The organism is Roseomonas sp. TAS13, assembly GCF_001950415.1.
Lineage (GTDB): Bacteria > Pseudomonadota > Alphaproteobacteria > Acetobacterales > Acetobacteraceae > Roseomonas > Roseomonas mucosa.
Window position 1 is genome coordinate 1 of the sequence record NZ_BDLP01000107.1, and the last position, 12,653, is coordinate 12,653.

Here is a 12,653-nt window from a genome sequence, read left to right on the forward strand (position 1 = left end):
GCACGCCTCGGCCCCGGCCCGCTGCCCACCGCCACGCCGCACTCCCCGGCCACGCACGCGGCCCTGGACGCCGTGCTGGCCGAGGACGCGGTGCGCGGCTGCGCCTGGAGCTTCTCCGCCTATGAGCCCGGCGTGGATTCCTGCGCCGCCCCGGTGCTGGGGCAGGAAGGCAGGCCCCTCGCCGCCCTCAGCCTGGCCGGGCCCGCCGCGCAGTTCGGCCCGGCACCGTTCCGCGCGGAGGTGGAGCGGCGGGTGAAGGGCGCGGCGGCGGAACTCTCGCGGCTGATGGGCGCCCGCAACGATCGCGGACCGAAGGAGGCATGAGCATCGTGCGACGTCGGAAGCTGCTTCTCGCCGGCATGGCCGGCGGCCTCGTCACGGCACAAGGCGGGAAAGCCATGGGAGCGCCGGAGGCGGCGCCCGTGACGGAGGATCTGTTCCGTGTCACCGTGCTCGGCTCCGGCACGCCCATGCCTTCCGCCCAGCGCTTCGGCAATGCCACGCTGGTGGAATGCGGCCACCGGCGCCTGCTTTTCGACTTCGGGCGCGGCTGCACGATCCGGCTCTGGCAACTGCGCATCCCGCTGGGCAGCATCGACGCGCATTTCCTGACCCACCACCATTCCGACCATACGGCGGGCCTGCCGGATCTCTGGCTGACCGGTTGGCTGCGGCCGCCCTATGGCCGCCGCGCGGCGCCGCTCCTGCTCTACGGACCGCCGGGCACCGAGACGATGGCGAAGGGCCTCCGCGCGGCCTATGCCGCCGATATCGGCACGCGTCTCGCGGACGAGCACAATCCGGAGGAAGGCATCCGCATCGATGCCCGTGACGTGGCGCCGGGCCTTGTCCACGAACAGGACGGGCTGCGTGTCCTTGCCTTCGACAACGACCATGGCGAGATGGTCAGGCCGTCCTATGGCTACCGCATCGAGTACCGCGGCCGCGTCGTGGTCCTGGCCGGCGACACGCGCTACAGCCAGGAGGTCGTGCGCCAGGGACGGGGTGCGGATCTCTTCCTCCACCCCGTCACGCTGATCCCGGAAGCGCTGCTGGCGGGCGACCCGGCCTATCGCGCGGTCTACAGCCACCTCGCCTCGCCGGACGACGCGGCGCGCGCCTTCCGCGAGGCGAAGCCGCGCCTGGCTGCGCTCTACCATGTCGGGCTGAACGGGAATGCGACGCTGGCCGATCTCCAGTCCGCCATCCGCACCGGCTATGATGGCCCGTTGATGATCGCGTCCGACCTGACCGCCTTCGGGATCGGCCGGGATGCCGTCTCGGTCATGCAGCGCGAGGCGGGCTGAGGCAGCCCGCCCGGAGCACCGCCGCCTCGGGCGCCCTGCCCGCCGGTTCCACTCTCCGGAGGGAAATCCCTTTCCCTCAGAACCCCGTCAGCACCGTCTTGCCGATGGCCCGCCCGCTTTCCAGCGTGGCGTGGACGCGGCGCAGGTTGGCGGCGTTGATGGTGCCCGCCTCCTCGTGCAGCGTGCTGCGCAGGAAGCCCTCGTCCACCAGCGCCGAGACCGCGTTCAGCAGCCGGTGCTGGGCGATCATGTCCGCCGTCCGGAAGACCGGGCGCGCGAACATGAACTCCCAGTGGACCGAGACGCATTTCCGCTTGAACGGCATGATGTCGTAGCTCTTCGGGTCGTCGATCAGCGCCACCTTGCCCTGGGGCGCGATCAGCTTCGCCACGGCGGCCTGGTGCCGGTCGGAGGCGGAAAGGCTGGCGACATACTCCGCCTGTTCGATTCCCGCCTCGCGCAACGCCTCGTCCAGCGGGCGGTGATGGTCGATCACGTGATGCGCGCCCATCTTCCGGCACCATTCGATGGTGGCGGGGCGGGAGGCCGTGGCCACCACGGTCAGCCCGGTCAGGCGGCGGGCGAGTTGCGTCAGGATGGACCCCACGCCCCCGGCGCCGTTGATGACCAGCAGCGTTCCGCCGCCCGCCATGGGCCCGCCGGTCAGGGCGCCATAGGGCACGCCCAGGCGGTCGAAGAGCAGCTCCCAGGCGGTGATGGCGGTCAGCGGCAGGGCGGCCGCCTCGGTGAAGGACAGGCTGGCCGGCTTGCGGCCGGCGATCCGCTCGTCCACCAGGTGGAACTCGCTGTCCGTGCCGGGGCGGTCGATGCTGCCGGCATAGAAGACCTCGTCGCCCGGCCGGAACAGCGTGACCCCGGCGCCGACCGCCTCCACCACCCCGGCGGCGTCGTAGCCCAGCACCTGGACCCCGCCCTCGGGCGGCGTCGCGCGGGCACGCTGCTTGGTGTCCACCGGATTGACCGAGACCGCCTTCACCGCGACGCGCAGGTCGTGCGGTCCGGGTTCCGGCACGGGCAGATCCAGGTCGATCAGGGATTCATCATGGGCGACGGGCAGGTTCCTGCGATAGCCGACGGCCTTCATGGCAGCTCTCCTCTGGCAGGCGGGCGCGGAGGGGGCCGGACCAGGCCCTGGCGCCCCGCACCCCATCATGGCGGAGGAACCGGCAAGACGGGCGAAAGCTGCATGGCCGGCCCCGTCCTGCAATATCCCACCCTCCAGCCGCTCCGGCACCCCTGTTCGTTGCCTTGTCGGCACCTGTCTGGCGAAGGGGCCGCCGGAGTGGCATCATGGGTTTTCCTGACCCCTTTCCGTACCGGAGGAGTCCTGTCCTTCGCCTTTCCCGGCGCCGGACCGGGGCTGGCCGCCGCAGAACCGAGTAGCGATGCTGAGCAGGATCACCACAGAGGCAGACCCTTGGCCGTTCGGCGGCGGCGATACCGGCGCGCTGGTCCGGGAGCCGGGTTTCGAGGCCAGCGGGCTGGGGCCGGTCACCGACTGGCCGGCTTCCCTGCGGACCATCGCCGAGATGGTGTTCAACTCCCGCCAGCCGAAGTTCGTCGCCTGGGGGCCGGATCTCGCCTTTCTCTACAACGATGCCTATACGCCGATCTTCGCGGAGCGGCATCCCTGGGCGCTCGGCCGGCCCTTTGCCGACGTCTGGGCCGATATCTGGCCGCAGTTCGGCCCCATCGTGGACCGCACCCTCTCGGGCGACGCCCAGTATTACCGCGAGCTGCCGATCCCGATGCTGCGCCAGGGCCGGCGCGAGGAAACCTGGTTCACCTTCTCCTACACCCCGCTGCGCGACGAGAGCGGCCAGATCGCCGGCCTGGTCTGCGCGGCCATGGAGGTGACCGACCAGGTCCTGGGCCGGCAGCGCGAACAGGCGGCGCTGAAGGCGCTCCAGCAGCAGACCGAAACCCTGGCGACGGTGAACCGCGCCGGGATCGCCATCACCAGCGAGCTCGATGTCGGTCGCCTCACCCAGCTCGCGGTCGATGCGGGCATCTCGCTGACCGGCGCGGAGTTCGGTGCCTTCTTCTACAATGCCGAGGACGAGACGGGGCAGGACTACCGCCTCTACGCCCTGTCGGGGGCCGATGCCGCGGCCTTCGCCAGCTTCCCCATGCCGCGCGCCACCCCTCTCTTCTCGCCGGACTTCGCGGGCCGGACGGTGATCCGCTCCGACGACGTGACCCGTGACCCGCGCTATGGCCCCGACGCGTCGCATGCCGGCATGCCGCCGGGCCACCTGCCGGTGCGCAGCCACCTCGCCGTGCCGGTCCGCTCCCGCACCGGCGCACCGATCGGCGCCCTGCTCTTCGGCCATCGCGAACCCGGCCGCTTCGACGCCGCCAGCGAGACCAGCCTGGTGAGCCTGGCCGGGCAGGCGGCGGTGGCCATCGACAACGCCCGGCTGCTACAGGCCGCGGAGCGCGAGATCGCGCAGCGGCGCGAAGCCGAGGAGCAGCTGCGGCAGCTCAACGAGACGCTGGAGGCGCGCGTCGTCACCGAGATCGCCGAGCGCCGCCAGGCCGAGCTCGCCTTGCAGCAGGCGCAGAAGATGGAGGCGATCGGCAAGCTCACCGGCGGGGTGGCGCACGACTTCAACAACCTCCTCCAGGTGGTCTCGGGCAACCTGCAGCTTCTGGCGACGGATGTCGCGGGGCGGGAGAAGGCGGAACGCCGCCTCGCCAACGCCATGGCCGGGGTGCAGCGCGGCGCCAAGCTCGCCGCCCAGCTCCTCGCCTTCGGGCGGCGCCAGCCGCTGGAGCCGAAGGTGGTCAATCTCGGCCGGCTGATCGCCGGCATGGAGGACATGCTGCGCCGCAGCCTGGGCGATGCGATCGAGATCGAGACGGTCGTGTCCGGCGGCCTGTGGAACACCCTGATAGACCCGACGCAGCTCGAGAACGCGCTGCTCAACCTTGCCATCAATGCCCGGGACGCAATGGCGGGCTGCGGCCGCATCACCATCGAGGCCGGCAACGCGATGCTCGATGCCGACTATGCCCGCCTGCACGCGGACGTCACGCCCGGGCAGTATGCGCTCCTCGCCGTGACCGATACGGGCAGCGGCATGCCCCCGGAGGTGGTGCGGCAGGCCTTCGAGCCCTTCTTCTCCACCAAGCCGGACGGCAAGGGCAGCGGGCTCGGCCTCTCCATGGTGCATGGCTTCGTCAAGCAGTCGGGCGGCCACGTGAAGATCTACAGCGAGCCGGGCCAGGGCACCGTCGTCCGGCTCTACCTGCCCCGCGCGCACCAGGGCGAGGACCGGCCGGTGTCGCTGGAAAGCGGCCCCGTCGCCGGGGGCTGCGAGACCGTGCTGGTGGTCGAGGACGACGACAGCGTCCGGGCCACGGCGGTCGAGATGCTGAATGAGCTGGGCTACCAGGTGCTGACGGCGCGCGACGCGGCCAGCGCCCTGACCGTGATCGAGAGCGGGGTCGCCGTGGACCTGCTCTTCACCGACGTCGTCATGCCCGGGACGCTGCGCAGCCCCGAACTGGCGCGCAAGGCGCGGGAAAGGCTGCCCGGCATCGCCGTGCTCTTCACCTCCGGCTACACCGAGAACGGCATTGTCCATGGCGGCCGGCTGGACCCGGGGGTCGAGCTCCTGTCCAAGCCCTATACGCGGGAGGCCCTGGCCCGCAAGATCCGCTATGTCCTGGCCAAGCAGCGGCCGGCCAGCCCCTAGCCTCCTTTCCCGCAAGGAGGCTGCCGGGGCCATGAACCGTGCATTCCCCTTGCGGCCTGCGTGGCGGGAGGGGAAGCATGGCGCCGCCGCGCCCAAGGGGGAAATGCCATTCCCCTGACGGGCGCTCCGGGAAAACGGGAGTTCCCTTGCCATGCAGCGACGCCAGTTCCTTTCCGCCACCGCCGCGCTGGGCGCCTTCGGGGCGCTGTCCGCGCCGCGACTCGGCTTGGGCGCGGAAAACAAGTTGCTGCGCTTCATCCCCGAAAGCGACGCGACGGTGCTGGACCCGATGTGGACCACCGCCACCGTCACCCGCAACCACGGCTACCTCGTCTTCGACACGCTCTACGGCCAGGACGAGAGCTATGCGATGCAGCCGCAGATGGTGGAGGGGCATGTCGTCGAGAATGACGGCCGGCTCTGGACCCTGACGCTGCGCGAGGGGATGAGGTTCCACGACGGGGAGCCGGTACGCGCCATCGATGCGGTGACCAGCATCCGCCGCATCGCCGCGCGCGATGCCTTCGCCGCCGCGCTGATGGCCGCGACGGACGATCTCTCGGTGATCGACGACCGGCGCTTCCGCTTCCGGCTGAAGAAGCCCTTCCCGCTGCTGCCGAACGCCCTGGGCAAGACCGGCACCTCGATGCCAGCGATCATGCCGGAACGGCTGGCGAAGACCGATCCCTTCGTCCGCGTGGACGAGATGGTCGGTAGCGGCCCCTTCCGCTACAAGGCGAGCGAGCATGTCGCGGGCTCGCTCGCGGTCTATGAGCGCTTCGATGGCTATGTGCCGCGTGCCAGCGGCACGCCGAGCTTCACCGCCGGGCCGAAGCGTGCGCATTTCGACCGGATCGAGTGGCGGGTCATCCCCGATGCCTCCACCGCCGCCAATGCCATGATGAATGGCGAGGCCGACTGGTGGCAGCAGCCCACGGCGGACCTGATGCCGCTGCTGAAGGGCAACCGCAGCCTGAAGAGCTCGATGCTGGACCCCTCCGGCAACATGGCCATCATGCGCTTCAACACGCTGCACCCGCCCTTCGACAATCCCGCGATCCGCCGCGCCCTGCTGGGCGGGGTAAGCCAGACCGACGTGATGATGGCCATCGCCGGGGAGGATCGCAGCATGTGGAAGGACGATGTCGGCGTCTTCAGCCCCGGCACGCCCTTCGCCAACGACGCGGGAATGGAGGTCCTCACCAGCCCGCGCGACATGGACAAGGTGAAGCGCGACCTCGCCGCCGCCGGCTACAAGGGCGAGGCCGTGGCGCTGCTGGTGGCGACCGACTACCCGGACCAGAACGCGGCGGGCCTCGTGGTCGCCGACCTGCTGCGCCGCGCGGGCATGAAGCTGGACCTCCAGTCGACGGACTGGGGCACGGTGGTGCAGCGCCGCGCGAAGAAGGACCCGCCCGCCCAGGGCGGCTGGAACGCCTTCATCACCAACCTGACCGGCACCAACAACTTCGATCCGGCGAGCCATCTCGGCCTGCGCGGCAACGGCGACAAGGCCTGGTTCGGCTGGCCCAACGCGCCGAAGCTGGAGGAACTGCGCCAGCAGTGGTTCGACGCGCCGAACGAGGCCGAGCAGAAGCGCATCTGCCGCGAGATCCAGGCCGATTTCATGCGGGAGCCGACCTATCTGCCGCTCGGCGCCTACTACCCGCAGACCGTGTTCAGCGCGAAGCTGACGGGCATGCGCAGCGGGCTGCCGCAGTTCTACGACATCCGCTGGGCCTGACCGCCCCGCTGCAGCCGCCGGAGGGAGGCCCCTCCGGCGGCGGATGTCGCAGGCTTCATCCGGCGGCCACCACCCCGCCCGCCCCATGCGGCGTTGCTTCCAGGCAAAGAGCTTCGGAGGATCGCTGCATGCGTCGTCGTATCACCCTCTCCGCCCTCGCGGTTCCACTGCTGGGGCTCGGCCTGCTGGCCGCACCGTCACTGAGCACCCCGGCCTCGGCCAAGGAGGGCGGCTGCGTCAAGGACGGCGCGGTGGGCGCGGTGGCGGGTCATTTCGTCGGCAAGGGCCATGCGGTGGCGGGGGCCGCGGCGGGATGCGCCGTGGGCGTCCATCGCCGCCATGCCGCCGAGAAGCAGGACCAGAAGCAGCAGGACGACAAGGGCGGGAATGGCAGCTCCGGCTGAGCCTGCCACTCCCGGGACGAGGCCATGAGTGGGTCCATGAGTCCTGTGGCAGGGATCACGCAGCCTGTGCGTGGGACTCCACAGTCAATATCCCCGTTATCCACAAACTTCTCCCCCGGGTGAGGGGGTGGGGGCGCCCTATTTCGCCGGAAGGGTGCGCTTCAGGGCATCCTTCCACCCCGCGATCATGCGGGCCCGCTGCTCCCCATCCATGCGCGGCTCGAAGACAGCCCCCCGCTTCCAGGTGGCGGCGACCTCGTCCAGGTCCTTCCAGACACCGACTGCGAGGCCGGCCAGGAAGGCAGCCCCCATGGAGGTGGTCTCCAGGCAGGCGGGGCGCTCCACCTCGGCCTGCAGCATGTCGGCCAGGAACTGGCAGAACCAGTCATTCGCCGACATACCGCCATCGATCCGGATGGTCTTCAGTTGTCCGGCGCCATCCCGCTGCATCGCCTCGGCGAGGTCGAGCGTCTGGAAGGCCACGGATTCCAGCGCCGCCCGCGCCAGATGCGCCGCCGTCGCGCTGAAGGTCAGGCCGCAGATCAGGGCGCGTGCCTCCGGATCCCAGTGCGGCGCGCCCAGGCCCACGAAGGCCGGCACCATGTAGACGCCGTGGCTGTCCGGAACCCGGGTGGCCATGTCGTCGGTCTGCGAGGCATGGGTGATCACCCCCACGCCGTCGCGCAGCCATTTGATCGCGGCGCCGGCGACGAAGATCGCCCCTTCCTCGGCATAGACCGTCCTGCCGCCGAGGCGATAGGCCACGGTGGTCAGCATGCGGTTGTCCGAGGAGACCGGCTTCTCGCCGGTGTTCAGCAGCATGAAGCAGCCGGTGCCGTAGGTGGACTTGGCCATGCCCGGCGCGAAGCAGGCCTGACCGATCACCGCCGCCTGCTGGTCCCCCGCCATGCCGGCGATGGGAATGGCGCGGCCGAAGAGCGCGGGATCGCTCTCGCCGAAGACGGTGCTGTTGTCCCGCACCTCCGGCAGGACCGCGGCGGGAATGCGGAACAGCTTCAGCAGGTCCTCGTCCCAGACCTGCCGGTGGATGTCGAACAGCAGGGTGCGCGAGGCATTGGTGGCATCCGTCGCATGCACCTTGCCGCCGGTCAGGCGCCAGAGGAGGAAGCTGTCGATCGTGCCGAAGGCGAGTTCGCCGCGCTCCGCCCGCTCCCGCACGTCCGGGAGGTTGTCCAGCAGCCAGGCCAGCTTGGTGGCGGAAAAATAGGGGTCCAGCAGCAGGCCGGTGCGGGCGCGCACCAGATCTTCCGCCCCTTCCTGCTTCAGCTTCGCGCAGAGGGCTGCCGTGCGGCGGTCCTGCCAGACGATGGCGCGGTACACGGGCTTGCCGGTCTCCCGCTCCCACAGCACCACCGTTTCGCGTTGGTTGGTGATGCCGATCGCGGCCACCCCGGTCCCGTCCGTGAGCCCGGCCTCGCCGAGCGCCTCCCGCACCGTGTCCACCACGTCGCGCCAGATATCCTCCGGGTCGTGCTCGACCCAGCCGTCATCCGGGTAGTGCTGGGCGAATTCCCGCCGCGCCAGGGAGATCTGCTGGGCCTTGTCGTCGAAGACGATGCAGCGGGTCGAGGTCGTGCCCTGGTCGATGGACAGGACGTAGCGGGCTTGGCTCATGGATGTTCCTTGGGACGTTCTGTGGTGTTCGTTGGCCGGTCGGGGGGATCGGTCGGGAGGGGGTCAGTCGGCGCCGATCTGGCGGATCGAGAGGTCGGGTGCCTCCCGCAATGGCGCGGCCTGGGGCTGCTGGCGGCGCGAGGGCAGGAAGGGCCGGATCAGGCACTGGTAGGCTCCGCCGCCCACGACACCGCCGATCAGCGGTCCCACGATCGGCACCCACCAGTAGTTCTGCGCCGCCGGCAGGGCGGCCGGTCCCCACCCCGTGAAATAGGCGAAGAGACGCGGTCCGAAGTCGCGGGCCGGGTTCAGCGCCCAGGCCTCCAGATAGCCGGCCGAGGCACCGATGATCGCGACGAGGAGGCCGATGACCAGCGCGCCGAAATTGGCCTGCGGCGCCATGGTGTTGAATTCCTCGGTGATGGCGAAGATGCCGAAGAGCAGCAGCGCGGTCAGGACGATCTCGTTCCAGAGCGCGTGCATCGGCGTCACCGCCAGGCCGGGCGCGGTGAAGAAGACGCCGGCTGCGCCGCCCGCCTCGCGGGTCAGGCCCTGGGTGGCGTTGAAGTGGTCGATGACCGGGCCATAGAGGCTCAGCACGATCGCGGCGCCTACCATGCCGCCCAGCACCTGCGCCACCCAGAAGGGCAGGACCTTGCGCCAGGGGAAACCCCGATAGAGGGCCAGGGCAAGGGTCACGGCCGGGTTGGCATGGGTGCCGGAGACCGCCCCGGTCACATAGATGGCCACGGTCACGCCGAGGCCCCAGGTGATGCAGACGCCCCAATAGGCGAGCTTATAGGGGCTGGGGTCGTAGAGCACGTACATGGCCGCCACGGAGCAGCCGAAGGTGATGATGATGGCGACGGCCACGGCTTCGGAGACAAGTTCCCCGAGAAATTGCCGCTTCTCGTTCATGGATGTTTCTCCCCACGTCTTGCGAGACGCATTGCACGCTCAGCCGGCGGCGATCTCCTGCGACTGCTTCTGCCGCGCGAGATAGTCTTCCAGCCGCCCGGCCGTGCCGGCTGGCACGTGCAGGCCGAGCTTGGAGCGGCGCCAGAGGATGTCCTCCGCCGTCACCGCCCATTCCTCATGGATCAGGTAATCGACCTCGGCCTGCGTCAGGCCGGCGCCGAAATCCTCGCCCAGATCCTCCATGCCGCGTGCCTTGCCCAGCAGCCGGTCGGCGCGCGTGCCATAGGCACGGGCAAGGCGATAGGCCAGGGCTTCCGGCAGGAAGGGAAAGCGTTGCCGCAGCCCGGCCAGGAAGCGGTCGAAATCCGCATCCGGCATGTCGCCGCCGGGCAGGGGCGCGGCCGCCGTCCAGGCGGGCTTCAGCCCTGGCAGGTGCGGCTCCAGCTTTTCCAGCGCATGTTCCGCCAGCTTGCGATAGGTGGTGATCTTGCCGCCGAAGACGGAGAGCAGTGGCGCTTCTCCCTCCGGCGCGTCCACCTTCAGCACATAGTCGCGCGTGACCGCCGATGCGTTCTTCGCGGCGTCGTCATAGAGCGGCCGCATGCCGGCATAGCTCCAGACCACGTCGTCCGGGGCGACCTCCCGCTTGAAGTAGCGGTTGACCGTGTCGCAGAGATACCGCGTTTCCTCCGCGCTGATCGAGACCGGGCCGGGCGCCTCGTTCCAGGGCACGTCCGTGGTGCCGACCAGCGTGAAATCGCCCTCGTAGGGGATGGCGAAGACGATGCGGCGATCGGGATTCTGCAGGATGTAGCAGTGGTCGCCCTCGTAGAGGCGCGGCACCACGATGTGGCTGCCTTTGACCAGCCGGACCTTGTCCGCGTCGTTGATCTTGAGGCGGCGGGTCAGCAGCTCGCTCACCCAGGGGCCGGCGGCGTTGACCAGGATGCGGGCCGTGACCGGACGCCGTCCGCCGCCGCGCAGGTCCTCGATCTCCGCGCGCCAGATGCCACCTTCGCGCTGCGCGCCGAGGAAGCGGGTGCGGGTGTGCAGTTCCGCCCCCTTCTCCGCCGCGTCGCGGGCGTTCAGCACGACGAGGCGGCTGTCCTGCACCCAACAGTCGGAATAGACGAAGCCGCGTTCCACCCCGGGCTTGAGCGCGGAACCGAGCGGCGAGGTTCGGAAACGAACACCTTCCGAACCCGGCAGGCGCTTGCGGCCACCCAGATGGTCGTAAAGGAACAGGCCCAGCCGGACCATCCAGGCCGGGCGGACGTCGTTCCGGTGCGGCAGCACGAAGCGCAGCGGCCAGATGATGTGCGGCGCCGCGGCCAGCAGGCGCTCGCGCTCGATCAGCGCCTCCCGCACCAGGCGGAACTCGTAGTATTCGAGATAGCGCAGCCCGCCATGGATCAGCTTCGTGCTGGCGGAGGAAGTGTGGCGCGCGAAGTCGTCCTGCTCGACCAGCAGGACCTTCAGCCCTCGCCCGGCCGCGTCGCGGGCGATACCGGCGCCGTTGATGCCGCCACCGACGACGAGAAGGTCATAATCCGCCTGGCTGGCCAAGTTCCCCGCTCCTCTCCCTGCCGCCTCCGCGAAGGCCGTGCGAGGCCCTGTGCCCCGCAAAAGGAAGATAAGCGAAGAAAAAATGTTCGCAAGCGAAAATTAAAGTGCTGGACGGGGCCGTGCCGCCGTTGAGGCAAGGCGCCGCCTCTCCCCCGGCGGGCCACCACGCAGCGCGGCGCCTTACCGGCCCGGTGCCGGCTTCGCCTCTGCCGCCGGGGCGCGGCCCGCCACATGGCAGGCGACACCGTGTTCCCGCAGCAGTGCCTGGATGGGGCGTGGCGGCGGCTGGTCGGTGAAGAGGGCGGAGACCTCGGTGATGGAGCCGAGCCGCACCATCGGGCGCCGGGCGAACTTGGTGTGGTCGGCCAGCAGGAAGCTCTGCCGCGAATGGCGCAGGATGGCGCGGGCGGCGCGGATCTCGTCATGGTCGAAATCCAGCAGCGTCCCGTCCTCGTCGATGCCGCTGATGCCGAGGATGCCGAAATCCACCCGGAACTCGGCGATCATGTCGCTCACCGTCTGGCCGACGATGCCGCCGTCGCGGTTGCGGACCGTGCCGCCGGTGACCACGACGGAAAAGTCGGTGCGGCTGGACAGCAGCGCCGCCACGTTCAGGTTGTTGGTGATGACACGCAGCTCCCGGTGCCCCAGCAGGGCCCGGGCCAGCGCCTCGGTGGTGGTGCCGATATTGACGAAGAGGGAGGAACGGTCGGGGATCTTCGCTGCCGCCTGCCGGGCGATGGCCTCCTTGGCCTGCGGGTTCAGCACCTGCCGCTCGGCATAGGCGATGTTCTCGGTGGAGGAAGCCAGCCCCGCGCCGCCATGGTGGCGGGCAACCCGGCCTTCCTCCGCCAGCGCGTTCACGTCGCGCCGCACCGTCTGCACGGTGACCTCGAATTCCCGCGCCAGCTCCTCGTTGGACACGTAGCCGCGCTGCCCGATCAAAGCGAGGATCCGCTGGTGGCGCGACGCCGCCTTGCTGCCTGCCAATGCCATCTCCCGAAACCCTTCCCCGCCCCTCGGCCTGGCGGGTCAGCCCGGCTCTTCCTCGCGGGCCGCGCCACCCTGGCTGAGGGCGACCGATTTCACCAGGGCCCAGAGCGGCTGTCCCGGGCGCAGGTCCAGGCGCCGCGCCGCCTCGGCGGTGATGCGCGACAGGAGCACGCCGCCGGCACCCAGGCGCAGGCGCAGCATCACCTCCTGCCCCGTGCCCGGCCCGATGGCCTCCAGCACCACGGGCAGCACGTTGCGGACCGAGATCCCGCGGGGCTCCTCGGTGGCGACCGACACGTCGCGCGCCCGCACCCGGACGCGCAACCGCGTGCCCGGCGCATCCGGCAGCGACGGCAACAGCAGC

General features: G+C 70.2%; 11 protein-coding genes. 5 read left to right on the top strand and 6 right to left on the bottom strand.

Going from position 1 to position 12,653, the window contains the following annotated elements; all coding sequences use genetic code 11:
- Positions 1-324 (top strand): IclR family transcriptional regulator C-terminal domain-containing protein (locus ROTAS13_RS10605; protein WP_305793714.1); only part of this gene is annotated, 324 nt, incomplete at its 5' end.
- On the top strand, positions 321-1,307 hold the full coding sequence (locus ROTAS13_RS10610; RefSeq protein ID WP_075822303.1) for an MBL fold metallo-hydrolase: 987 nt from the start codon (positions 321-323) through the stop codon (positions 1,305-1,307). The genes ROTAS13_RS10605 and ROTAS13_RS10610, both read left to right, overlap by 4 nt.
- Before the next feature lie 76 nt (positions 1,308-1,383).
- Here the strand turns inward: ROTAS13_RS10610 and ROTAS13_RS10615 are convergent, their stop codons facing one another.
- A complete protein-coding gene (locus tag ROTAS13_RS10615; protein ID WP_075822304.1) occupies positions 1,384-2,412 on the bottom strand; it encodes a zinc-binding alcohol dehydrogenase family protein in 1,029 nt (342 codons plus the stop codon).
- Positions 2,413-2,713: 301 nt separating this feature from the next.
- On the opposite strand from ROTAS13_RS10615, the gene ROTAS13_RS10620 reads away from it, so the two are divergent.
- The 3 genes from ROTAS13_RS10620 to ROTAS13_RS10630 all read left to right on the top strand — a co-directional run bounded on the left by ROTAS13_RS10620 (position 2,714) and on the right by ROTAS13_RS10630 (position 7,177).
- Complete coding sequence (locus ROTAS13_RS10620; protein WP_075822305.1) at positions 2,714-5,029, top strand: ATP-binding protein; 2,316 nt, start codon at positions 2,714-2,716, stop codon at positions 5,027-5,029.
- A gap of 151 nt (positions 5,030-5,180) precedes the next feature.
- Positions 5,181-6,773, top strand: coding sequence for an ABC transporter substrate-binding protein (locus ROTAS13_RS10625; RefSeq protein WP_075822306.1), 1,593 nt, complete (start codon positions 5,181-5,183; stop codon positions 6,771-6,773).
- Positions 6,774-6,901: 128 nt separating this feature from the next.
- The gene (locus ROTAS13_RS10630) at positions 6,902-7,177 is read left to right on the top strand and encodes a hypothetical protein (protein WP_019459236.1); all 276 of its coding nucleotides are present in this window, start codon (positions 6,902-6,904) and stop codon (positions 7,175-7,177) included.
- 138 nt (positions 7,178-7,315) lie between these two features.
- Here the strand turns inward: ROTAS13_RS10630 and glpK are convergent, their stop codons facing one another.
- The 5 genes from glpK to ROTAS13_RS10655 all read right to left on the bottom strand — a co-directional run.
- Entirely contained in the window at positions 7,316-8,812 is a 1,497-nt protein-coding gene (gene glpK, locus ROTAS13_RS10635) for a glycerol kinase GlpK (protein ID WP_019459237.1), read from the bottom strand.
- 63 nt (positions 8,813-8,875) lie between these two features.
- Entirely contained in the window at positions 8,876-9,730 is an 855-nt protein-coding gene (locus ROTAS13_RS10640) for an MIP/aquaporin family protein (RefSeq protein ID WP_019459238.1), read from the bottom strand.
- Positions 9,731-9,769: 39 nt separating this feature from the next.
- Positions 9,770-11,296 (bottom strand): glycerol-3-phosphate dehydrogenase, encoded by a 1,527-nt coding sequence (glpD, locus tag ROTAS13_RS10645; RefSeq protein ID WP_058389731.1) that lies wholly within the window; start codon positions 11,294-11,296, stop codon positions 9,770-9,772.
- Between the two features lie 180 nt (positions 11,297-11,476).
- Positions 11,477-12,286, bottom strand: coding sequence for a DeoR/GlpR family DNA-binding transcription regulator (locus ROTAS13_RS10650; RefSeq protein WP_371329181.1), 810 nt, complete (start codon positions 12,284-12,286; stop codon positions 11,477-11,479).
- Between the two features lie 42 nt (positions 12,287-12,328).
- Positions 12,329-12,653 (bottom strand): TOBE domain-containing protein (locus tag ROTAS13_RS10655; protein ID WP_171979075.1); only part of this gene is annotated, 325 nt, incomplete at its 5' end.